The sequence below is a fragment of the Streptomyces sp. NPDC034111 genome (assembly GCF_055575375.1).
In genome coordinates this window covers 122,472-144,541 of record NZ_JBVIST010000006.1, presented here as the reverse complement: position 1 = coordinate 144,541, position 22,070 = coordinate 122,472, and the positions used below count along the sequence as shown (strand labels likewise).

Below are 22,070 nucleotides of genomic sequence, written 5' to 3'. Positions count from 1 at the left end.
GAGCACCCCCAGCCGGACGGAACTGTGCGGGCCACTGTGGATCCCTTCGGTCGGGCCGCTCACGAAACTGTTGGGCGCGGCCGGTGCGGTCATGGTTCGTGCCGGGACTTGACAGCCGCTCGTGCGCTCGTCGACTCCTGCGTCGGGGCAGCGGCCGCCGGGTGTTCGTACGCGGGCGGGCACTAGGCGGCCGGAGGTCAGCCGGAGAAGGCCGTCAGCCGTTCCTGGTCCGACTCGCCGGAGAGCACTGCCTGTTGGAGGCGCTGGAGATTCGCGGAAGGCTCAAGGCCCAGCTCGTCGACGAGGGTCTGGCGCAGCCGCTGATAGGCCTCAAGTGCCCGCCAGGCGCTTCCCGAGCGCATCAGCGCCACCATCAGCTGAGCACAGAAGTTCTCGTGCATGGGGTGGCTGGCCGCCAGGAACTGGAGTTCGGAGATGAGTTCGGCGTCCCGGCCGAGCCGGAGGTCGGCATCGATGCGCCGCTCCAGCGCGGTCATGCGTTCCTCTTCAAGGCGCAGCACCTCCAGTTCGAGGACACCACCGACGGGTACGTCCACGAGGGCCGGCCCCTGCCACATGGCCAGCCCTTGGGCCAGGAGCTCGGAGGCGGCCCGATAGTCACCGGAGTCGTAGGCGGCCCGGCCGGAGCAGGCGATCTGCTGGAACTCGTGAGCATCGAGCTGGCCGGGCTGGACCTGGAGGAGATAGCCACCGTGCTGGGTGACGAGCACGTCCTTCGCGGTGCGCACCGGGTCACCGTCGAGGGCGACCGTGATTTTGCGGCGCAGCTGGAGGATGTACGTCTGAAGCGTCGTCGCGGCACTGCGCGGAACGTCCTCGCCCCAGATCTCCTCCATGAGCGTCGGCACAGTGACGACGCGGTCGGCGTGCAGTGCGAGCAGCGCGAGGATCTGCCTCGGCTTGGCTGCGCTCGGTACCAACGACACCCCGCGCTCATGCGCCCTGAGCGTGCCCAGAACCTTGATATCCATGAAGTGCTCTCCCCTTTCGAGCCGTACCTGCCGGACAGGGGTCCGGCGGTTCTCTCGGAGCAGACACGAAGCCTGGCAGCGGGGCGGTCGAGCTCCAAGTGAGGGGCTCATGAGCGCAATCGTGAAAATGTCATGCCCTGGTGGTGATGCCTGCACTGGGCGCGGTGTCGCGGCGGATCACAGAATGCGAGGGCAACGGACGCCACCCGGCGACGTGGCCTACAGGGGAGGGAACATCCATATGTCCTCGGTCCAGCTGACCTCGCACGTCCAGCACACTCTCGACGACCACCGCTTCGCCGAACTCATCGCCCGCGCTGGCCTGGAGCCGGACCTGGAACAGCGGTACACGGCCGATCCCGCGTCCGTCATCGCCGAGCTGGGCCTGTCGGCGGCCGAACCCCTCTACGCGGGACCGGTGCTGCACATGGAGGACCTCGACCGGCCCGACCCCGCCGCCTTCGCGCTGTTGACCGGCATCCCCCGCGCGCTCTGAGGCCGCGATGACGACCGACGCCCTCCGCGTCGGCTTCCGGAGGCACCTGCGTACGGAAGTCGTACCCGAGGAAGCCACGTATGTGCTGTCCCCCCGCGGTGTCACCGCACTCTTCGGGGACCAGATCCAGGCCCTCGCGCCGCTGCTCGACGGCACCCGCACCCTGCGGGAGGTGCTGGCCGAGGCAGCGCCGGCGCTGCCCGCGATCGACGCCGGCCGGCTCATCGCGACGCTGGCCAAAGCGGGCCTCATCGGCTACCGCGGCGCGGTGCAGGCCCCCGGGGACGGCGCCGCCCAGGCGTACTGGGACCTCGCCTCGTCCGACGGACTGCGTACGGCCCAGGAGCGCACCGGCACCGCGGTGGAGATCCTCTCCGTCGGCCGGTACGACACCGCGGAGGTCCGTGCGGCCTGCCGGGCCTCCGGGCTCACGGTCGCTCCGGAGAGCGACCGTCCCACCGTCGAAGCAGCGGGGTTCTCACTCGTCGTGTGCGACGACTACCTGAATCCCGAGCTACAGGCGATCGACTCCTGGCACCGGGCGGCAGGCCGCCCCTGGTTACTGGCCAAGCCGGGCGGCACCGAGGCGTGGACCGGGCCGGTCTTCCGGCCGGGCGAGGGCCCGTGCTGGTCCTGTCTGGCCACCAGGCTGAGGGGGCACCGACGCGCCGAACTCGCCGTGCAACGCGCTCTGGGCAGCGACGGCCCGCTGCCCAGGCCCGAGGCGTCGCTGGCGGCCGGGCGGACGGTGGGGCTCCACATGGCGGTCCTGGAGGCGGTGAAATGGCTGGGCGGGATCGAGCACCCGCACCAGGGGGCGGTCTCCACACTGGACACGCTCACGCTGCGGACGTCCAGCCACCCGGTCCAGCGCAGACCGCAATGTCCCGCGTGCGGCGACCCGTCGGTGGTGGCCCGCCGGGTGATCCGCCCCGTGACCCCCGTGTCCCGTCCCAAGGCGGCGCACGGCCACCACCGGGCGCTCGGCCCCGAGCAGATGCTCGCCCGCTACGGCCACTTGGTCGACGCCGTGACCGGGATCGTCACCGGGATACGGCGGGACGAGCGGACGCCCGAGGGCCTCAACCGCTATGTTTCGGGCCACAACCTGGCGCTCGCCGGCCACGGTCTCGACTGGGTGCGGGGAAGCCTCCGCAGCCTCAGCGGGGGCAAGGGGGTCACGGCTGTCGAGGCGCAGGTCAGCGCGTTATGCGAGGCGGTCGAACGGCACAGCGGCACCCGGCAGGGCGACGAGCCGACGATCCACGATTCGCTGACGGGGCTGGGCGACGACGCCCTGCACCCCAACGCCTGCCAGCTGTTTGCCAAGTGGCAGTTCCGCGACCGCGAACGCTGGAACACCCTCTGTTCCCCGCTCCAGCACGTGCCCGCACCCTTCGACCCCGCGGCGCCCACGTCGTGGACGCCCATCTGGTCGCTGACCGCGGGCCGCCACCGGCTGTTGCCGACCTCCCTGCTGTACTTCGGCCCCGGCCCGGAGGGTCAGGCCCAGGAATTATGGGCCGATTCCAACGGCAACGCCGCGGGGAGCAGCCTGGAGGACGCGATCGTCCAGGGATTCCTGGAACTCGTGGAGCGCGACGCCGTGGCGCAGTGGTGGTACAACCGAACCCGCCATCCGGCGGTGGACCTGGACGCCTTCGACGAACCGTGGCTCGCACGCCTGCGGGAGGCGTACGCCCGGGCGGGCCGGTCCGTGTGGGTGCTGGACCTGACATCCGACTTCGAAATCCCCGTCATGGCCGCGCTCTCCCGGCGTACGGACCAGCTCGCCGAGGACATCGCCTTCGGCTTCGGGGCGCACTTCGACCCCCGGTTCGCCCTGCGCAGGGCGATGACGGAGATGGCCCAACTCCTGCCGTCGTCGGCGGACTCGGGAGCCGCCGGTAACGGCTATGGCACGAAAGATCCCGATCTGCTGTCCTGGTGGTCCGGAGCGACCGTAAGGAATCAGCCTTATCTTCTGCCGGATATGGCGGAAACTGCCCGCACGCCAGGCGATTTCCCCGCTGTGCCCTTCACGGATATCCATCAGGAGATCGCGATGTGCGAGCGCCTCGTGCGGGAGCGCGGCATGGAGATGCTGGTGCTCGACCAGACCCGGCCGGATGCCGAACTCCCCGTTGTGAAAGTGGTTGTTCCCGGCATGCGCCACTTCTGGGCCAGGTTCGCCACCGGCCGGCTCTTCGACGTACCGGTGCGACTGGGCCGCCTCGACCAGCACACCCCCCGTGCGGAACTCAATCCCATACCGCTCTTTGTCTGAGACCACCAAGTCAGAAAGGGCAGTGGTGACGATGCATCACCCGACTTAATATGCGGTCTATCAGTAGCCTTGACGAGGGGATGTCTGGTGGAGCCAGGCGCAGCGCTGGATGAGAACCGCATGAATCCGGGCGCTCGAAGCCCCGCAGGCACCGCGCCCGAAGCGGCACGCGGCACGGCGCCACGACTGGCCGACCGGGACCTGCCCGCACCCCGGCTGGCCAGAACGATCACCATCGTGGTGCTGTCCTGCCTGTCGATCGTCGTCTCCCTCAATTCGCTGGAATACAGCCACGACGCATCGGCCGTGGCCTGTTCTCTGGCGATCGTCGCGATCGTCTTCACACTCCAGTTCCTGCACTCCTCCCCCAAGGCGCAGGGCTGGTCGATGCAGCGCCGCGTCTGCATGCTCACCGCGCAGGCGCTGTTCACCTATGCCCCGGTCCTCTTGTTCGACCGCGTCTGGGTAAGCATGACCGGCCCACTCGCAGGATCGATTCTGCTACTCATCCCCTTCCCCCTCGCATGGGTGCTCTTCGCTGCCTGTGTAGCCGTCCCTGCCTCGTTCCAGCTGGTCGTTCCCCTCAGCTGGTTGGAGAGCTCCTACCTCGTCCTGTCCACGCTCTTCACCGGCCTCGTCATCTACGGGCTCACGCGCCTCAACGACCTCGTGCACGAAGTGCACGCCTCCCGCGCTCGGCTTGCCTCCATGGCCGTCGCCGAGGAACGCCTGCGGTTCGCACGCGATCTGCACGACCTGCTCGGCTACAGCCTCTCGACGATCACGCTGAAGAGCGAGCTGATCCACCGTCTCGTCCCGTCACGCCCCGACCAGGCGCGGCAGGAGATCGCCTCGCTGCTGGATGTGTCGCGTCATGCGCTCGCCGATGTACGGCTGGTGGCCCGCGGGTACCGGGAGATGTCGCTGCAGGCGGAGGCCGAGTCGGCGGCCTCGATGCTGGCGTCGGCGGACATCCGTACGACGCTGGACGTCGAGGTCGGCCGGCTGCACCCGGCGATCGATTCCGCTCTGGCCACGTCGCTGCGCGAGGGGATCACCAACATCCTTCGACACAGTAAGGTGCAGAACTGCGTGATACGGGCACGCACAGAGGGGGAAACGGTGCGTCTGAGCCTGGCCAACGACGGGGTGACGGATCTCCCTCGCTTCTGCGCTCCCGACAGTGGAAGCGGCATCGGCAATTTGCGCACCCGGCTGTCCGCGGTCGGCGGTCGGCTCGAGGCGGGTGTGCAGGACGGCGGCTGGTTCAGGCTTGCCGCAGAAGCGCCGCTGAGGCCGATCAGTCCGTGCCTGGTGCCCGACGAGTCCACCGTTTACGCGGCCTGAATCACCACAGCTCTCACTGCCATCGTGTCCACGGGGGAAAACGATATCGATGCTCGACGTCAGAATTCTGCTCGCCGAAGACGTCCACATGATCCGCGGGGCGTTGGTCGCGCTGCTGGAACTGGAGCCGGACCTGCGCGTCGTCGCCTCCGTCGACCGCGGTGACCGCATCGTGGAGTCCGCCCTGGCAAAACGGCCGGACGTCGCGATCATCGACATCGACCTGCCCGGCATCGACGGCCTGACCGCAGCCGCAGACCTGCACCGGCAACTGCCCACCTGCCGCACGCTGATCCTGACCAGCCTCGGACGGCCCGGCACCCTGCGCCGCGCGCTCGCCGCGCACGTGAACGGATTCCTGCTGAAGGAATCGCCGCCCGACCAGCTGGCACAAGCGGTGCGCAGCGTGGCCGTGGGACAGCGGGTCATCGACCCGCAGCTCGCCCTGTCCGCCTGGGACTCCCCCGAGAATCCGCTGTCCCCGCGCGAGGTGGAGGTCCTACGGCTCGCTGCCCGCGGCGCCGACGTGGCGGAGATCGCCGGCTGTCTCTTCCTGTCCAAGGGCACCGTACGCAACTACCTCACCACCATCGTCACCAAGCTCAACGCGCGCAACCGGATCGACGCCATCCGTATTGCGGAGGAAGCCGGCTGGATCCCCTGACGGGCGACGCCCGGAGGCACCGAACAGTGCGTCGAGCAGCCCCTCGTCCAGCGTGGTCCCCACGGACAGATCGGCCGAGTACCCAAAGCCGTCGTCGTAAACGGCCGCGCTCACCACATACCGCCCGTCGCCGACGCCGTAGGTGCAAAAGCGCCAGCCCCGGGCTCCGGCGTCCTGACCGTGCGGCCACACGAGCCTGGCGCCCGACTCCTCCAGGGAGAAGCCGAACTCGGTGAAGCTGAAGCGCAGCCCCTGGCCGAGTGCCTTGCTATAGGCCTCCTTCAGGGTCCACAGCCGTACGAGCAGATCGTTGCGCAGCGCCTGGTCCGCCTCGTCCAGCCGCGCGAGCTCGAACGGCGTGTACGCCTGCGACTCCGATCCCGTGCCGGCCATCTGCCGGTCCGCCAGCTCCACGTCCACGCCGATCCTGCTGCGGCGGGTGACCCCGACGACCATGATCTCCTCGGTGTGGCTGAGGCTGACATCGATCTGGTCGCAGCCGCGCACATACGGCCGTCCGCCGGGCTGGTAGGCCAGGTCCACCAGCTCGGGAGCGGTCTCGATGGCGACCGCCACCGCGTGCCTGAGCAGCAGTCGCGACGCCGCGAAGCGCTGCCGTGTGCGCGGGTGCGTCATGCTCCGGTACCGGTGCCAGTCACGGCCCAGCAGCGGCTGGAGCCGCTCGGTGTCCGGCACGTGCGGCAGCCAGTCGGCCAGCCGCCCGTGGACCATGGCGGTGCCGGGGCTGCGCAACTGTGCACGGAACGCGTCCCAGGGCCCCGCGGGACCGCGCACCTCATGCGGCCTGCCGATCGATGCCGTCGGGTCGGCACCGGCCATGTCATGCCCCCACGAGGCTGGTCGACAGCGGTCCCGCGTCCAGCGCCGAGAGGACGCCGGCCAGGTCGACGGCGTTCGTCTGCGGGCCGCGGCACACGGCAAGGCACTTCGGTCCCGCGGTGCCGCCCATGCGGCAGACGTAGGGGGTCAGCACGACGCGCGGGCCGATCTCCACGATATGTGTCGGGGTCTGCTGGGCCAGCAACTGCCGGGCGGCATCGGCGAAGCGGATCGGGGAGGTGATGTGCGCCGCCCAGTACGGTCCGTACAGCGGCTCTGTGGTGAGTCCGCCACGCACGCCGGAGTAGTACGGCAGCCGGGCGGCGCGGCCGGACAGCCGCCGTGCGGCCATCGCGAACCGGGGCAGCACCGGCTCCATGAAGGGCGACTGAAAGGCGTGCGAGACCTGGAGCATCCGGCACCGGATGCCGCGGGCCTCCAGTCTGGCCCGGATGCGTTCGAGCCCCGCGATCTCCCCGGACAGCACGGTGGACCTGGCCGCATTGACCGCGCCGATGGTCACGCCCGGTTCGCCCGCGGCGAGTTCGGCGGCGTCGTGTGCGGTGGCGCCCGTCGCCATCATGCCGCCCGGCGGCAGGTGCTGCATGAACGCTCCCCGCAGTGCGACCAGCTTGGCCGCGTCGGCCAGCGTCAGCGCGCCGCCGATGACGGCGGCCGCGAACTCCCCGACGCCGTGGCCGAGCACCGCGACCGGCTGCACACCCGCCGCTTCCAGCGCACGGGCCAGCGCGTACTCGACGGCGAACAGCGCGGGCTGTGCGAACGCCGTCTGCTGGATCCTGGCGTCGCCGCTCAGGATCAGGTCCACCACGGACGACCCGGTGTACGGCAGCAGGGCGTCGGCGGCCTCGTCGAGGTGTGTCCGGTAACCGGCGCTGTGGGTGTAGAGCCCGGAGGTCATCCGCGGGTGCTGGCAGCCCAGACCGGTGAAGACGAAGGCGGGACGGACCACCCGGCCGTTGTCCGGACCGACGTCGCACAAGGCCAGTTGCCGGGCCAGCTCCCGTACCGTCGGGTGGTCCCAGATGTCGGTGGGGTCGATGAGCGGCCCGAACTCTTCCTCGATGTCGCCGTACAGACTGAGGGCGGCGACCGAGTCGAGGCCGTACTCGGCGAACGGGACATCCGCCTCGACGGAACGGCCGAGGTAGCGGGCGAGACGTTCCGTCAACCAGTCGACGTAGGCAGATTCGGTGCCCGGTCGGGTCATCATGTGCTCCTTGGTCGGGGGCCGGAGATGGCAGGGGGCCGGCTGCGCTGCGGTCAGGCCAGCGCGGAGCCGTAGAGGTCGTAGCTGCGCCCCCCGTGCAGCCGTCCCAGAACCTCGGCGAGCACCCGCTCCCCGGCGGCGGACGGGCGGTCGGGCAGCGGCAGGCCGAGCCGCCGCGCAAGACGGTAGAGCGCGGCGGTGACCCAGGCCGGGTCGGCCAGGAACGCGTCACCGCCGCTCCGCGCCTCGCGCCATACGCCCAGGGCGGCGGCGGCCGTCAGCAGCAGGGTGTACCGGTCGGCCAGCCCGAAGGTGTGCGGACTGACCAGGGCCTTGCGGTCAGCGGGGTCGATCGCGGTGAACGCCCGGCGCAGCTCGCCGAGTTCGGCGGTGAGTACGCGGGCCAGGAAACGCAGCGCGGCCCCGCTGTCCGCGCCCGGGGAGCGCGGCGCGGACGCCTCCAGCCGGTCGGTGCAGGCGACCAGGGTGGCGGCGAGCGGATCGCCGTCGCCGAGCAGCGCCGGTGCGCCCATGTCGAGCCGTGGCAGGTCCTCGTGGAGGCGGAAGAGCGCGGCCGGGGCCTCCTGGTCGGCGAACCAGGCGTGCCGCGCGAAGAAGGGGAGCTGCGGCACGATGCTCACCTGGCGGCCCGCGCTGCCCGCGTGCCCCAGGGAGGTGACCGGCAGATCGCGCTGGTGCTTTCGGAACATGCCGTACGTGCCGTCCTCCGCGAACGTCACCTTGCCGAGGACGGTCGACATCTCGTCCATCGAATCGGCGAGCAGCTTGGGCGCCAGATATGCGGCCGCGGCCGCGTAGGCGCTCATCTGCCCGGGCAGCAGATGCAGCGCACGGGTGGCCACCAGGGCCAGGCAGTCGCTGAGCAGCAGGTCGAGGAAGGCCCCGGTGAGCACGTCCCGCACATGGCGTACGTCCAGCGCGCGGCGGCCGTCGTCGCGCCGGCAGGAGGCGAAGCGGGCGACCGTGCGCAGCGCGGTGTCCGCGCCGGCCAGCACGACGGACGGGATCAGCCCGCGGATGACCAGTGAGGAGCGCAGCGAGATCTCGTGGCCGTCGCCCGGCCGGCCGATCAGGGCGCTGTGCGGCGCAGGGCATTCGGTGACGGCCAGTCCGCCGAACTCGGCGCTGCGCATGCCATCGGTGGCGTGCCGGGCCAGGTCGGTGACGCTGCTCGGAGGCAGCCCGGCGCGGTCGAGGAGCAGCACCGAGTGGGTACGGCCGCCGGCGGCGGCTCCCTCGACGTTGCGGGCGAAGACGACGAGGCCGCCGGCCCGGGAGGCGTTGGCGATGACGGCCTTGCTCCCGTTCAGGAGGTAACCGCCGTCCCGCTCGGCGGCGGTGAACTCCTCGCGTACGAAGGCGTTTCCGTGGGCGACCTCATGCCGTACGACCGCGATCCGGCGGCCGTCCAGGAGCATCCGGGCGGCCTGGGCGCGCTGCCCCGCGTCGCCGGCGGTCCACACGGGGACCGCGGCGAAGAAGCAGTTCAGGCCGTAGCCGAAGCCGAGTGAGGCATCGCGGCGGAAGACCGGACGCAGCACCCGGCCCAGCACGTCCATCCGCTCCAGCCGCCCGCCGAGCGGGGCGGGCACGAACTCGGCGTTCAGCGCGAAGTCGTCGAGGACCCGCTCGGCGCCGGGCAGTACTTCGCCCCGGGCGTCGGCGGCCAGCAGGGCGTCGCGGCCGAGCGGGCTGCCGGGATCATCCAACGGGCCGAAGGCTCGCTCCAGTTGGTCGATCCGGTCCTCATGGGTCATGAACGGCTCCCTGCGGGCTGCAACGGTGCTGATTCGGGATTGCTCTCCTGGTGCAGCGGGGTCAGTTCCCCGCGCAGGAACAGTTCGCGCATGGCGGAGCGCTGCACCTTGCCGCTGGTGGTGCGGCGTACGGTGCCGGGCCGTACCAGCAGGACGGTCCCGGCCCGGATGTCGTGCTCCTCGGCGAGTGCGCTGTTCACCGCGGCGACCAGGCCGGGGAAGTCGATGGCGTAGCGGCTCCGGGAGCGCAGTTCCTGGACGACGACGACCCGCTCGCGCTCGCCGGGGGCGGAGAACACGGTCCCGGCCGCGAACAGCGGGCTGACCTGCTGAACGGTGCGTTCCAGGTCCTGCGGATAGAGGTTGCGCCCGGCGACCACGATCATGTCCTTGAGCCGGCCGGTGACGTACAGCTCGCCGTCGAGGAGAGCACCGAGGTCGCCGGTGCGCAGGAAGCCGCTCCGCCCGTCACAGGTCCGGGCGGCGAAGGTGCCGGCCGTCTCGCCCGGCTGGTTCCAGTAGCCCGCGGCCACGCTGTCGCCACGGACCCAGATCTCGCCGATCTCACCGTCCGGCAGCACCGCGGCCGTGTCCGGAGCGACGGTCAGCAGCTCGGCATCGCCGGCCGTGCCGCAGGAGACGAGGGTTCTGGCCGGGCGTCCGGGGTGCGGTGCCTGCAACCTGCCCTGCTCCAGGGCCCCGGCATCCACGGTGCGCTCGGCCCGCGGTGTCCCGGCCGCCGTCCCGGACACCAGGAGGGTGGCCTCTGCCAGGCCGTAGCACGCGGACAGTGCCTCGGCGCGGAAGCCTGTGGGGGCGAAGCGCTCGGCGAAGGCGCGTAGCGCCTCGGCCCGGACGGGTTCGCCGCCGCTGACCGCGGTCTGCCAGCCGGAGAGGTCGAGTCCGGCGAGCTGCTCGTCGGTGATCCTTCGGACGCACAGCTCGTACGCGAAGTCGGGGGCCCCGCTCAGGGCGACCCCGTACCGGGAGATCGCCTCCAGCCAGCGGACCGGTTGCCGGACGAAGCTCTCCGGCGACAGCAGCACACACGAGCCGCCGAGCCACAGCGGGTGCAGCAACTGGCCGACGAGCCCCATGTCGTGGTGGAAGGGCAGCCACCCGCCGAGCCGGGCACCGGGCGTCGTGCGCAGCGTCCGGCATATGGCGCGCTGGTTGGCCAAGATGTTGGCGTGCGTCACCACCACGCCGCGCGGGTCGCGGGTGGAGCCCGAGGTGTACTGGAGGAAGGCGGGGGTGTCACCGTCGAGGTCCGGCATCTGCCACGGGGACGACGGCGGGACCACGTCCGCGGCCAGGCACGGGATGCCGTCCTGACCGATGTGGGCGAGCAGGCGGGACACCTCGGGTGCGTCGGCGGCGTCGGCGAGCGCGATGCGGGGGCGGGCGTCCTTGACGATGCCGGCGATCCGCGCCTCGTTGTGGCGCCGGCCGTTGGGATGTGGCGCCGGCACGGCGATGGCTCCCGCGTAGAGGCAGGCCAGAAAACTGATGGCGAACAGCCGGCGGTCCGCGTGCAGGATGAGCACGCGCTCTCCCACCGCCCCACGGTCCTGCAGCCAGCCCGCCAGCCGCTCGGCCCCGGCGTCGAGCGCCCGGTAGGACACCGTCTCGGGTGCCAGCCCGCCGGCCGGGTCCGGCAGGAGGAGGAACGCCTCCTTGTCAGGCGTCTGCCCGGCCCTGGCCCGTACGAGCTCGGTGAAACTGCGGTAGCCGTCCAACGCGTCCCCCTCGTGTGTCATGGCCGGAGGCGCCGTGCGGCCACCGCCGTCGGCGCCGGCACCGGCACCGTATGCACGCCCTCTCGAAGGCCGCTCAACTCACCCAAGAGCGGCGTACGATGCGTCAGCGCCGGATGTCCGGGAACGCGCGAGAGCCGAGGGACCCGCAGGTCCTCGGCTCGTCTCCGGGGGGAGCCGCTCAGCGGCAGAGCGTCGGCTCGTACGCCAGGTGCCGGGTGCGCTCGAAGGAGACCTCGGCCTCGCCGGCCAGGGCGGCACAGCGCACGGCGTGCCCGGCTCCCGCCAGGGCGCGGTCACAGGACTCGGCGTCCCGCCACCAGGACAGGCCCAGATAGGTATGCGGGCGGACGGCGGAGCGCAGCAGGTCACTGCCGCCAAAACCCTCCAACTCCGCCCAGGATCCAACCAGTTCACCGAACCGCTGCTCGACCCGCTCCGACTCGCCGAGGGCCCGGAGCCGGGTGAGCAGCACACTCGCCGTCCCTATCCGGGCGCTCTGCCGCAGCACCTGCGCCACGCTGTACGCCTGGTCGGCCTCGGCCTCCACCATGACCCCGACGCGCTCCACGTGCTCGGCGAACTCGTCGTCGCGCACGACCTGCAGAAACCCTCGCAGGCTGCGCCAGTGCGCCAGGTGCACGTACACGTGCGGACGGTCGACGAGCCGCAGGGTCACCAGATAGCCGAAGTCCGGTTGCCGGCGCAGGAATTGCGTGTGTTCGTGGAAGGCACGCTCGAACTTCCCGGTGTCGCCCTTGATATGGAATCGGTTGATGACCGCGACGGGCCCGTTGAGGTCACGTTCGGGCACGGATCTCCTCGGCATAGTGCTTGGCGTGGCGCAGGGTGGTGGAGCTGTTGGTGCCCAGCGCCTTGCGGACCAAGGCGCGGGCCTCGGTCAGCGTGGTCTGCGGGCCGAGGGCCTGACGCACGCCGTCAAGGTCGAGGGTGACAGTGTGCCAGGAGGTGGCAATGACCGCATCGCCGCCGTCCGCAGCGTCCGGTTCGATCGTCCAGCGGCCCGTGTGGCCGGACATCGCGGCCGGCATCCGCAGCTGCTTGTAGACGATTTCGTGGCGGTCGGCGAAGCACACGCGCACGGAGGTGGTGTTGTGGATGGAACCATCGGGGCTGCGGGTGTCCATGTCCATGTGCTGGAGACCGGGCTCGTCCTCGGTCAGGTCGAGCCGGGCCACATGCGGCAGCCGTTCGGGCCACCGGTCGGCACGGTCCAGGAAGGCGAAGACGTCCGCCGCCTCGCCCTCGATGCGCACCGAGTCACTGAAGGTGAAGTGGAGTTCGTCGCGGGCCGCGCCCTGCTCGGCGACGCGTTTGAGGGCGGCCAGCTCGGCGGTGCTGTTGCGGTCCACGGCCTGCTCGATGAGGGCAACGGCCTCGGGGTCGTCGTCGATGGCGCGGTAGTCGTGCAGCAGGACGACACGGCAGCCGCCGTCCTCGTCCGGCTCGATGCGCCATTCGCCGCCCATCGACTCCACCGGGGCCGCCGAGACGACCTGGCGGAAGGTGATGGTGCGGGCGGCGGGGTCCAGTTCGCGACGCGACTGCCAGCTGCGCACCCGTCCGTTGGCCAGCGCCCAGATGCGCAGCAGCTGCCGGCCGCCGTCGTCCTCGGGCACTTCGGCGTGCACGGTGGGGCCGAAGACCTGCGGCCAGGACGTGACATCGGCGATCAGCCCGTACACGGTGGCGGCCGGTGCCGCGACGGAGACGGTGTGCTCGGTGACATGGGTGGTGCTCGTAGCGGTCGGCGCCACGGCGGACCTTCCTTTCGATGCGCGCCGCGCACGGCGGCTGCGTAATAGTGCCGGACTCTGCTTGAGGGGGACTTGAGTAAGGGTGCGATCAGGGCAGGTCGGGCCGGTCGGTGAGCTCCACGACGGCACAGCCCCAGCTGTAGCCCGCGCCGACGCCGATGAGCACGACGCGGTCGCCGGGCACGGCACGGCCGGAGGTGACGAGGTGGTCGAGGCTCGCGAACTGGTCGCCCGCGCCCAGGTGTCCGACCGTGCGGCTCCACTCCCAGGGCGTACGGGCCGGATCGATGCCGAACGGCTTGTAGTAGATGGACTCCAGGCGGCGCCGTCCGAAGTGCGGCAGGACCACCCAGTCGGCATCGGCCAGCTCCAGTCCGGCGTCGGCCAGCGCCTCCTTGACCACTGTCTGCTGGCCGGCGCTCGCCCGGCTGACCGCGAACGACATGCCGACCCGGCCGACGAAGGCCTTCTTCGCCTCCTCGAAGTCGACGGGGATCCGGTGGGTGAAGGGTGCCGGACTGAAGGGCTCGTCGCCGCGGTGCAGTGGCTCCAGCTCGGAGTCGGCGAGGACGGACAGCGAGCGCAGCCGGGCCCAGCCGCCGCGGCGGGAGAGCACGAGGGCGGTCGCGCCGTCGGCGTACGGCGTGCCGGGGTCGGTACGCCAGCGGTCGATGCCCGGCGCGCAGAACCGGTCGGCGGTCGTCAGCAGCGCGTCGCAGCGACCGGTGCCCGCCGTCAGATAGGCGGCGGCCAGGTCGAGGGCGGCCATTCCGCCGTTGGACATCTGCCGGATCTCGATCGCGGGGCCATTGCCCGCGGCCGCCTCACGCTGGACGTACGAGGCCACCGGCCACAGGTCCTGGCCCTGATGGTAGGTGTCGGCGTGCAGCACCAGGTCGATGTCGGCGGGGCTCGACCCGGCACGCTCCAGGGCGGTGCGTGCGGCGGCCGCGGCCATCTCGGCCGCCGACTCGTCGGGCGAGTACGCCACCGAGACGGTGCCGGTCGTCGCAGCGGTCCGCTGCGAGCAGTCACCGGCGGCGACGGCGTCCGCCACCGGGAGGATGGCGGGGAGCCGTACGCCGGTTCCCCGTATGAAGATGTCGTCCACTCGCACGGCCACTCCTGATCTCATGGGCGGTTCAGCTCACCGCCGCGGCGGGGCGGCCGGTGACGCGCTCGGCGCGCAGGGTGTAGAGGTAGGCATCGAGCAGCGCCCGCCAGGAGGCGGCCACCGTGTTGCCGTCGACGCCGACGGTGCCCCAGCGGCGCTCGCCGTCGCTGAAGGTGCCCAGGACGCGGGCGGCAGCGTCGGTGCCGGCGGCGCCGCCGAGGACGCGGACCTGGTAGTCGACCAGTTCCAGCGCGGCGAGTCGGGGGAAGTACGGGTCGAGCGCCGCGTGCAGTGCCCGGTCCAGGGCGTTGACGGGGCCGTTGCCCTCGCCGGTCGCGGTGAGCGGGACCCCGCCCACCCGTAGGGCGATGGCGGCCACGGTGCGGATGTTCCCGTCGGCCTTGCCGTCCACGCCGACCTGCCACGACACGGCCTCGAAGGGCGCCTCGGCCGGGCCGTCCGCCAGTTCTCCGCGCAGCAGCAGCTCGAAGGAGGCGTCCGCAGACTCGAAGCTGTAGCCCTGGTTCTCCAGCTCTTTGACGCGGGCCGCGGCACGCGCCACCGCAGGGGATCCGGCGTCCAGGTCATAGCCCATTTCGGCGGCCTTCAACACGACGGAGGAGCGGCCGCCCATGTCCGAGACCAGGGTGCGCATCGCGTTGCCCACCAAGGCCGGGTCGATGTGCTGGTAGAGGTCCGGGTCCACGCGCAGCGCCGAGGCGTGCAGCCCGGCCTTGTGGGTGAAGGCCCCGGATCCGACGTAGGGCGCGGCAGGGCGGGCGGGGACGCCGGTGAGCTCGGCGATCGCACGGCCGATGGGCGCCATCTCGCGCAGCCGCTCCACCGGCACCGCCTCGATGCCTCGCTTGAGCACGAGGTCGGCGGCGAGGGTGAAGAGGTTGGCGTTGCCGCACCGTTCGCCGTACCCGTGCGCGGTGCCCTGGACATGGTCGGCCCCGGCGTCGACGGCGGCCAGGGTGTTGGCGACCGCACAGCCCGAGTCGTCGTGGCAGTGGACGCCGAGCCGCACACCGGTCGCGTCGAGGGTGTCGGCCACCACGGCCCGTATCCCGTCAGGCAGTGAACCGCCGTTGGTGTCGCACAGCACAACGGTCTCGGCGCCCGCCTCGGCGGCGGTGCGGACCACTTCGAGGGCGTAGGCGCGGTTCTCGGCGTGACCGTCGAAGTAGTGCTCGGCGTCGACGAACACCCGTCGCCCCGCCAGCACCAGATGGCGCACCGTGCCGGCGATCATCGCGAGGTTCTCGGCGAGCGTGGTGCGCAGGGCGAGCCGCACATGGCGGGCGTGGCTCTTTGCGACCAGGGTTATCACCGGCGCCCCGGACTCCAGCAGGGCGCGCACCTGCGGATCGGTGGACGCCAGGGCGCCGGGCCTGCGGGTCGCGCCGAAGGCGGCCAACTGTGCGTGTTTCAGGCCGAGTTCGGTATGTGCGCGACGGAAGAACTCGGTGTCCTTGGGCACCGCGCCCGGCCAGCCGCCCTCGATGAACCCCACCCCGAGCGCGTCCAGGTGACGTGCGACGGCGAGCTTGTCGTCGACCGTCAGCACCATGCCCTCCTGCTGCGTGCCGTCGCGCAGGGTGGTGTCGTAGAGCTGGAAGCCGGATCCGGCCGGCCGGTGGCCGTTCACGCGGCGACCTGCACACTGGAGTGGTCGCCGACCACGAGGCGGGTGCAGCTCGCGACGCGGGTGGAACTGACGGTGGCGTCGCGGCCGATGACCGAACCGTGGACGCCGCCGACCCGCCGTACGGCCGCCCCGTCCAGCATGATCGAGTAGCCCACCCCGGCCGCGTCGAGGGTGCAGCCCCGGCCTATCGAGGTGTGCGGGCCGATCCGGCTGTCCGTCACCACCGTACCGGCGCCGATGATCACCGGTCCTGTGATGTGCGAGCGGACGACACGGGCTCCCGCCTCGATCACGACAGCGCCGTCGATGACGCTGGCGGCGTCCACCTCGCCCCGTACGAACGGCTCCATGCCGTCGAGGAGTTCGCGGTTGCAGTCCAGTACGTCCTCGACCCTGCCGGTGTCCTTCCAGAAGCCCGAGTAGAGCTGCGCGCGTACGTCGCCGCCCTGGGCGACCAGCCACTGCAGGGCGTCGGTGATCTCCAGCTCCCCGCGCGCGCTGGGCTCGATGGCGGCGACCGCGGCGTGCACGGCCGGGGTGAAGAAGTACACGCCGATCACGGCCAGATCGCTGCGCGGCTGCTGCGGCTTCTCCACCAGGCGGCGCACCCGGCCGTCCTCGTCCACCTCCGCGACACCGAACGCCCGCGGGTCGGAAACCTTGTGCACCATGACCTGGGCGGCGGGCCGGCGGGTGCGGAACTCCTCGGCGGCTTCTCGGATGCCTCCGGTGAGCATGTTGTCGCCCAGGTACATGACGAAGTCGTCCTCGCCCAGGAAGTCACGGGCGATGCCGATGCAGTGCGCGAGCCCCCGGGGCGCGTCCTGCGGAATGTAGGTGATCTCCACCCCCAGCGCCGAGCCGTCGCCGAGCACCGCCGCGATCTCCTGGGCCCGGTCGCCGACGACCACTCCCACCTGGGTGATGCCGATCGCACGGAGCTCCTCCACCACATGGACCAGGACCGGTCTGTTGGCGATCGGGATCAGCTGCTTGGGCATGGAGTGGCTGAACGGACGCAGCCGACTGCCCAGTCCTCCGGCCAGTACAAGTGCCTTCATCGGGTTCCTCCTCGGAGTGCGCGCCGGCACCTCACGCAGGTCGCCATCTCTCTCCTGTGCCGACGCAGCATGCGGCGGCGAAGTCGCGGTCCGCTCAACCGCGGCTGGGGTCCGGCCGGAACCGGTCAGGCCGTGCGCGCCGCGCCGGATGCCACCCAGGCGTCGATCTCCGCATCGGCGAGGCCGCACTCGGCCAGGACCTGCCGGGTGTGGCTGCCGGGGCGCGGCGCGGGCGGCGGCGTCTGGCCGGGGGTGCGGCCGAACCGGGGCGCGGAGGCGGGCTGCCGGTCCTCCCCGAAGGTGCCTCGCGCCCGCAGGTGCGGGTGGTCGGCGGCCTCGTCGACGGTGAGGACGGGGGACACGCAGGCGTCGGTGCCGTCGAAGACGTCCAGCCACTCCGCGCGCGTACGGGCGGCGAAGCGGCCCTCGAACGCGGCACGCAGGGCGGGCCAGTTGGCCGGGTCGGACCGGTCGGGAAGTGCGGACGGGGCCAGGCCGAGACCATGCAGCAGCGCCGCGTAGAACCGCTCCTCCAACGCCCCCACCACGAGGTGGGAACCGTCGGCACAGGCATAGACGCTGTAGAACGGCGCCCCGCCGTCCAGGAGGTTGCGGCCCCGCTCCAGCCCCCACTGCCCGGCGTCGGCCATGCCGAGCAGCATGGCGAGCAGTGTGGCGGTCCCGTCGACGATAGCCGCGTCGACCACCTGGCCCAGCCCTGAGTGCTGCCGCTCGTAGAGGGCGGCGAGCACGCCGTTGACGAGCAGCTGGCCGCCGCCCGCGAAGTCGCCGAGCAGGTTGAGCGGCGGCACGGGCGGTCCTTCGGGCCCACCGATGGCGTGCAGCGCGCCGGTCAGGGCGATGTAGTTGATGTCGTGGCCGGGGGCCTGGGCCAGCGGGCCGTCCTGGCCCCAGCCGGTCATCCGGGCGTACACCAGCGCGGCGTTGCGTGCGCGGCACGCGTCCGGCCCGATGCCCAGCCGCTCGGCCACGCCCGGGCGGAACCCCTCCACCAGGACGTCGGAGCGCTCCGCGAGCCGTAGCAGCGCCTCGACGCCCCGCGGGTCCTTGAGGTCCAGGGCCACCGAGCGGCGGCCCCGGTCGAGGACGCGGTGCCAGCTCGCGAAGGGGCGGGCGCCGTCGGCCCGGTCGACGCGGATCACGTCCGCGCCCAGGTCGGCCAGCGTCATACAGGCGAAGGGAACGGGGCCGATGGCCGCCAGTTCCAGGACCCGCAGCCCGGCCAGCGGACCGCTCGTCCGCGTACCACCGGTGCGGGCAGGCGCAGGGGGGTTGTTCAGCAGTGTCTTCGGCATGGCGGCGGAGGGTAGGCAGGGCGGCTGTATCCGGCCTCGACCCGGCCTCGTGCCGCCCGCCCCACCCGGTACGGCCGCGCGGTCGAGCCGTGCACGAGGTCCGGCGGGCAGCATGGGCGGCGCGAGAACCGTCTGCACCACGACCGGGGGATGCTGCTATGGCCACCCGTATGACCACGAGCAACCCGGCCGCGCCGGTGCTCGGTGAACGGGCCCTCAACCGCGCACTGCTGGCTCGCCAGCTCCTCCTGGAACGCCACCGGATGACCGCCGCCGAGGCGCTCACCCACCTCGTCGGCCTCCAGGCCCAGGCCCCCAACCCTCCGTACGTCGGCCTGTGGACGAGGCTGGCGGGTTTCCGCCTGTCCGATCTCGCGGACCTGCTCACCGGCCGGCAGGCGGTGCGCATCGCCCTGATGCGCAGCACGGTGCACCTGGTCACCGCCCAGGACTGCCTGGCACTGCGCCCGCTGACCCAGCCGGCGCTCGACCGGGACCTGCGCGCCAGCCGCTTCGGCAAGCTGGTCGCCGGGCTGCCGGAGGAGGAACTCAGGGCGGTCGGCCGGGCGGCACTGGAGGGGGCCGGGGACGGGCTCACCACCAAGGAGCTGGGTGTCCGGATGCGGGAAACCTGGCCCGACCGCGATCCCGCGGGCCTCGCCTACGCGGCGCGCAACCTGCTCGCCCTGGTGCAGACGCCGCCGCGCGGGGTGTGGGGCGTCGGCGGGCAGACCCGCTACGCCACCGCCGAGTCCTGGCTGGACCGGCCGCTTGCGGCGGGCCCCTCGCTCACCGCCATGGTGCTGCGTTATCTCGCGGCGTACGGGCCCGCCACCGTCAAGGACGTGCAGACCTGGGCCGGGCTGACGCGGCTGCGCGAGGTGGTCGACGTACTGCGGCCGCGGCTGCGCGTCTTCCGCGATGCCTCGGGCAACGAACTCTTCGACGTACCGGACGCACCGCGGCCGGATCCGGAAACCCCCGTACCGGTGCGCTATCTGCCGGAGTTCGACAACATCCTGCTCTCGCACGCCGACCGCGGCCGGATCATCGCGGACGGGCACCGGGCCCGGATCTTCACCCGCAACGGCATCATCAAGGCGACCTTCCTGGTCGACGGCCGCGTGCACGGCATGTGGTCGCTCGCGCGGGAGCGCGGCACCGCGACCCTGACCATCGAACCCTTCGCAGCGCTGTCGCGGGCCGACCGCGACGCGCTCACTGAGGAGGGCGGCCGGCTGCTGGCCTTCGCCGCGGCCGACGCCGCCTCGTACGACATCCACTTCGCACCCGTCAGCGGCTGACCCGCCGCCCCCAGAAAGAGGCAGACCCCATGTCCGACAGCACCTTTGCCGACCGGACCATCGTCGTCACCGGCGGCGGCACCGGCATCGGCCGCGCCACCGCACTGGCCTTCGCCGGGCTCGGCGCCGCATCGGTGATCATCACCGGCCGACGCAAGGAGCGGCTCACGGAGGTGGCGGAACTCAGCGAGACCATCGTGCCGGTGACCGCCGACGTGACGACCGAGTCGGGCGCCGAAGCCGTCGCCGAAGCCGTGCGGGAGCGCGGCGGGGAGCTCGACGTCCTGGTGCACAACGCCGGCATCTTCCGCTTCAGCCCGCTGGCGGCGCTGGACGTGACCGCCGCCCGTGACGTGCTGGAGACCAATGTGCTGGGCCCGGTGCTACTGACCAAGCACCTGCTGCCGCTCCTGCGTTCGCCGGGCGGCAGCATCGTGCTCGTCTCCAGCCGCGGCGGCCACAACCCGGGCCCGGGCAGCTCGCTGTACTCGGCGAGCAAGGCGGCCGTGCACTCGTTCACCACCAGCTGGGCCGCGGAGCTCGCCCCGCAGGGGATCCGGGTCAACGCGGTGGCCCCCGGTTTCGTGCGCACCGAGGCATACGTGGCCAACGGGCTCAGCGAGCAGGAGGCCGAGGGCCTGTTCGCGGGCGTCGCCCATGCCATCCCGCTGGGCCGGGTCGCGGACCCCGAGGACGTCACGCCGTGGATCACCCGCCTCGCGGACCCGTCCGCGGCCCTGGTCACCGGCCAGATCATCACGATCGACGGCGGCATGGACGTGGGCGGCAACCAGGGGTGACAGCTCCGCCGCGGGACAGATGCGGAGCTCTCCGTTCCATGACGCCTCCAGCGGACGTCGAGGGCGCACCAGAACACTTCTGCCCCGGCTCTCACCCCCCAAGTCCGTTGCTGAGGAGAAGAATCCATGAGTTCCACTTCCGACCCGGCGGCCCCGCCGGCCGCAGACCGCCGCCGGTGGCTGGCACTGGCCGTGGTGATGACCGCGACCTTCCTGGACCTCGTCGACGTCACCATCGTGAACATCGCCATTCCGAGCATCCAGCAGAACATCGGCGCCTCGTTCAACGCGATTCAGTGGATCACCGCCGGTTACGCCCTCGCCTTCGCCGTCGGCCTGATCACCGGCGGCCGGCTCGGTGACATCTACGGCCGCAAACGGCTGTTCCTCATCGGGATCGGCGGTTTCACCCTCGCTTCCGCACTGTGCGGTGCGGCGACGGGCCCCGGGATGCTCATCACCGCCCGGGTCCTACAGGGCGGCATGGCCGCGCTGATGGTGCCGCAGGTGCTGTCGATCATCCATGTCACCTTCCCGGCCAAGGAGCGCGGCAAGGTCTTCGGGATGTTCGGCGCGATGATCGGCCTGGGGTCGGTGACCGGTCCGCTCATCGGCGCGCTGCTGACCGAATGGAACCTCTTCGGGCTGGAGTGGCGTCCGATCTTCCTGGTCAACCTGCCGGTGGGCGTCGCGGGTGTGGTCCTGGGCCTGCGCTTCATCTCGGAGTCGAAGGCACCCACCGCGCTGCGGCTCGACCTTGCCGGGGTGCTCCTCGCCAGCGCCGGGCTGCTGATGCTGCTCTACCCCCTCACGCAGGGCCGCGAAATGGGCTGGCCGGCCTGGGGCTTCGGCTCCATGGCGGCCAGCCTCGCGGTCTTCGCCGTGTTCCTGCGCCATGAGCGCGCCAAGGCCCGCAAGGACGGCTCGCCGCTGGTCGAACTGTCGCTGTTCCGGATCAAGAGCTTCACCGCGGGCATCGGGGTCCAGCTGACCTACGGCCTGGTCTCGGGCATCTTCTTCCTCATCTGGACGGTCTACATGCAGACCGGGCTCGGCTGGTCGCCGCTGCACGCGGGGCTGACCGGGCTGCCGTTCTCGCTGGCCGCGGCGGTCTCCTCCGGCGTCTCCGTACAGCAGCTGGTGCCCCGGTTCGGGCGCGGCACGCTGCACGCCGGTGCACTGGTCAAGCTCGCGGGTGTGCTGCTCTACCTGTGGGAGGCCGGCCGGTACGGGACGGACATCACCTCACTCCAGATGGCACTGCCGCTGGCGGTGATGGGTATCGGCATGGGGCTGATCATCGCGCCCATCACGGACACCGTCCTGTCCGAGGTGCCGCGCGAGCACGCCGGTTCCGCCTCCGGGCTGATCAACACGACCAACCAGCTCGGCCTGGCCTTCGGCCTCGGCCTGGTCTCCATCGTCTTCTTCGGCGTGGTGGACGACACCGCCGCGGCCGAGGGAGTGCGCCAGGCGTTCACCGGTGCCTTCGTCCACGCCATGTGGTGGGTGGCGGGCGGACTGGCCCTGATCTTCGTCCTGATGTTCGCACTGCCGAAAAAGGCGCCCCAGGCCGTCCCGGAGCAGCCCTCGCCGGGCGCCGCAGGACAGCCCGAGCCCGCTGTGTGAGCCGGCACCGCTGAACCGAGGGCGC

General features: G+C 71.6%; 17 protein-coding genes and 1 pseudogene. 7 read left to right on the top strand and 11 right to left on the bottom strand.

Annotated elements, in window-relative coordinates; translation table 11 throughout:
* Nucleotides 1-197: 197 nt before the first annotated feature.
* Nucleotides 198-992, bottom strand: coding sequence for an AfsR/SARP family transcriptional regulator (locus ACZ55A_RS17105; RefSeq protein ID WP_468840470.1), 795 nt, complete (start codon nucleotides 990-992; stop codon nucleotides 198-200).
* A gap of 241 nt (nucleotides 993-1,233) precedes the next feature.
* Here ACZ55A_RS17105 and ACZ55A_RS17100 point away from each other — a divergent pair, with 241 nt between their 5' ends.
* The 4 genes from ACZ55A_RS17100 (at nucleotide 1,234) to ACZ55A_RS17085 (ending at nucleotide 5,786) form a co-directional block, all read left to right on the top strand.
* Nucleotides 1,234-1,488, top strand: a complete 255-nt coding sequence (locus ACZ55A_RS17100; protein WP_468840468.1) for a hypothetical protein — start codon at nucleotides 1,234-1,236, stop codon at nucleotides 1,486-1,488.
* 7 nt (nucleotides 1,489-1,495) lie between these two features.
* Nucleotides 1,496-3,775, top strand: coding sequence for a TOMM precursor leader peptide-binding protein (locus ACZ55A_RS17095; RefSeq protein WP_468840466.1), 2,280 nt, complete (start codon nucleotides 1,496-1,498; stop codon nucleotides 3,773-3,775).
* A gap of 87 nt (nucleotides 3,776-3,862) precedes the next feature.
* On the top strand, nucleotides 3,863-5,122 hold the full coding sequence (locus ACZ55A_RS17090) for a sensor histidine kinase (protein ID WP_468840464.1): 1,260 nt from the start codon (nucleotides 3,863-3,865) through the stop codon (nucleotides 5,120-5,122).
* A gap of 49 nt (nucleotides 5,123-5,171) precedes the next feature.
* The gene (locus ACZ55A_RS17085; RefSeq protein ID WP_468840462.1) at nucleotides 5,172-5,786 is read left to right on the top strand and encodes a response regulator transcription factor; all 615 of its coding nucleotides are present in this window, start codon (nucleotides 5,172-5,174) and stop codon (nucleotides 5,784-5,786) included.
* Nucleotides 5,787-5,960: 174 nt separating this feature from the next.
* Here ACZ55A_RS17085 and ACZ55A_RS17080 read toward each other — a convergent pair.
* The 10 genes and pseudogenes from ACZ55A_RS17080 to ACZ55A_RS17035 form a co-directional block, all read right to left on the bottom strand.
* Nucleotides 5,961-6,242, bottom strand: a pseudogene (locus ACZ55A_RS17080) (4'-phosphopantetheinyl transferase family protein); the annotation flags it as partial.
* Between the two features lie 385 nt (nucleotides 6,243-6,627).
* Complete coding sequence (locus tag ACZ55A_RS17075; RefSeq protein WP_468840460.1) at nucleotides 6,628-7,860, bottom strand: acyltransferase domain-containing protein; 1,233 nt, start codon at nucleotides 7,858-7,860, stop codon at nucleotides 6,628-6,630.
* 50 nt (nucleotides 7,861-7,910) lie between these two features.
* Nucleotides 7,911-9,635 carry an acyl-CoA dehydrogenase family protein gene (locus ACZ55A_RS17070; protein WP_468840458.1) on the bottom strand — a complete coding sequence of 575 codons (1,725 nt, stop codon included), beginning with the start codon at nucleotides 9,633-9,635 and terminating at the stop codon, nucleotides 7,911-7,913.
* A complete protein-coding gene (locus ACZ55A_RS17065) occupies nucleotides 9,632-11,395 on the bottom strand; it encodes a fatty acyl-AMP ligase (RefSeq protein WP_468840456.1) in 1,764 nt (587 codons plus the stop codon). Before ACZ55A_RS17065 ends, ACZ55A_RS17070 begins: the two co-directional genes overlap by 4 nt.
* Before the next feature lie 178 nt (nucleotides 11,396-11,573).
* Nucleotides 11,574-12,206: an antibiotic biosynthesis monooxygenase family protein gene (locus tag ACZ55A_RS17060; protein ID WP_468840454.1), complete on the bottom strand. Its 633-nt coding sequence runs from the start codon at nucleotides 12,204-12,206 to the stop codon at nucleotides 11,574-11,576.
* On the bottom strand, nucleotides 12,193-13,170 hold the full coding sequence (locus ACZ55A_RS17055) for an aromatase/cyclase (protein ID WP_468840452.1): 978 nt from the start codon (nucleotides 13,168-13,170) through the stop codon (nucleotides 12,193-12,195). The genes ACZ55A_RS17060 and ACZ55A_RS17055 overlap by 14 nt, the downstream gene beginning before the upstream one ends.
* A gap of 88 nt (nucleotides 13,171-13,258) precedes the next feature.
* Nucleotides 13,259-14,287: a ketoacyl-ACP synthase III family protein gene (locus tag ACZ55A_RS17050; protein ID WP_468840450.1), complete on the bottom strand. Its 1,029-nt coding sequence runs from the start codon at nucleotides 14,285-14,287 to the stop codon at nucleotides 13,259-13,261.
* Between the two features lie 25 nt (nucleotides 14,288-14,312).
* Nucleotides 14,313-15,935 (bottom strand): citramalate synthase, encoded by a 1,623-nt coding sequence (gene cimA / locus ACZ55A_RS17045; protein WP_468840448.1) that lies wholly within the window; start codon nucleotides 15,933-15,935, stop codon nucleotides 14,313-14,315.
* Nucleotides 15,932-16,996: a glucose-1-phosphate thymidylyltransferase gene (locus ACZ55A_RS17040; RefSeq protein WP_468840446.1), complete on the bottom strand. Its 1,065-nt coding sequence runs from the start codon at nucleotides 16,994-16,996 to the stop codon at nucleotides 15,932-15,934. Before ACZ55A_RS17040 ends, cimA begins: the two co-directional genes overlap by 4 nt.
* A gap of 125 nt (nucleotides 16,997-17,121) precedes the next feature.
* Nucleotides 17,122-18,312 carry a CaiB/BaiF CoA transferase family protein gene (locus tag ACZ55A_RS17035; RefSeq protein ID WP_468840444.1) on the bottom strand — a complete coding sequence of 397 codons (1,191 nt, stop codon included), beginning with the start codon at nucleotides 18,310-18,312 and terminating at the stop codon, nucleotides 17,122-17,124.
* 170 nt (nucleotides 18,313-18,482) lie between these two features.
* On the opposite strand from ACZ55A_RS17035, the gene ACZ55A_RS17030 reads away from it, so the two are divergent.
* The 3 genes from ACZ55A_RS17030 (at nucleotide 18,483) to ACZ55A_RS17020 (ending at nucleotide 22,045) form a co-directional block, all read left to right on the top strand.
* Nucleotides 18,483-19,616 carry a winged helix DNA-binding domain-containing protein gene (locus tag ACZ55A_RS17030; protein ID WP_468840442.1) on the top strand — a complete coding sequence of 378 codons (1,134 nt, stop codon included), beginning with the start codon at nucleotides 18,483-18,485 and terminating at the stop codon, nucleotides 19,614-19,616.
* Between the two features lie 29 nt (nucleotides 19,617-19,645).
* Nucleotides 19,646-20,416, top strand: a complete 771-nt coding sequence (locus tag ACZ55A_RS17025; RefSeq protein ID WP_468840440.1) for an SDR family NAD(P)-dependent oxidoreductase — start codon at nucleotides 19,646-19,648, stop codon at nucleotides 20,414-20,416.
* A 126-nt stretch (nucleotides 20,417-20,542) separates the two neighbouring features.
* Nucleotides 20,543-22,045: an MFS transporter gene (locus tag ACZ55A_RS17020; protein ID WP_468840438.1), complete on the top strand. Its 1,503-nt coding sequence runs from the start codon at nucleotides 20,543-20,545 to the stop codon at nucleotides 22,043-22,045.
* The last annotated feature ends 25 nt before the right edge of the window (nucleotides 22,046-22,070 follow it).

Excerpts from the sequence above, each read along its gene's own strand:
- ACZ55A_RS17105 (WP_468840470.1), bottom strand. The coding sequence starts at position 992 with ATGGATATCAAGGTTCTGGGCACGCTCAGGGCGCATGAGCGCGGGGTG.
- ACZ55A_RS17100 (WP_468840468.1), top strand. The coding sequence starts at position 1,234 with ATGTCCTCGGTCCAGCTGACCTCGCACGTCCAGCACACTCTCGACGAC.
- ACZ55A_RS17095 (WP_468840466.1), top strand. The coding sequence starts at position 1,496 with ATGACGACCGACGCCCTCCGCGTCGGCTTCCGGAGGCACCTGCGTACG.
- ACZ55A_RS17085 (WP_468840462.1), top strand. The coding sequence starts at position 5,172 with ATGCTCGACGTCAGAATTCTGCTCGCCGAAGACGTCCACATGATCCGC.
- ACZ55A_RS17075 (WP_468840460.1), bottom strand. The coding sequence starts at position 7,860 with ATGATGACCCGACCGGGCACCGAATCTGCCTACGTCGACTGGTTGACG.
- ACZ55A_RS17070 (WP_468840458.1), bottom strand. The coding sequence starts at position 9,635 with ATGACCCATGAGGACCGGATCGACCAACTGGAGCGAGCCTTCGGCCCG.
- ACZ55A_RS17065 (WP_468840456.1), bottom strand. The coding sequence starts at position 11,395 with ATGACACACGAGGGGGACGCGTTGGACGGCTACCGCAGTTTCACCGAG.
- ACZ55A_RS17040 (WP_468840446.1), bottom strand. The coding sequence starts at position 16,996 with ATGAAGGCACTTGTACTGGCCGGAGGACTGGGCAGTCGGCTGCGTCCG.
- ACZ55A_RS17035 (WP_468840444.1), bottom strand. The coding sequence starts at position 18,312 with ATGCCGAAGACACTGCTGAACAACCCCCCTGCGCCTGCCCGCACCGGT.
- ACZ55A_RS17030 (WP_468840442.1), top strand. The coding sequence starts at position 18,483 with ATGACCACGAGCAACCCGGCCGCGCCGGTGCTCGGTGAACGGGCCCTC.
- ACZ55A_RS17025 (WP_468840440.1), top strand. The coding sequence starts at position 19,646 with ATGTCCGACAGCACCTTTGCCGACCGGACCATCGTCGTCACCGGCGGC.
- ACZ55A_RS17020 (WP_468840438.1), top strand. The coding sequence starts at position 20,543 with ATGAGTTCCACTTCCGACCCGGCGGCCCCGCCGGCCGCAGACCGCCGC.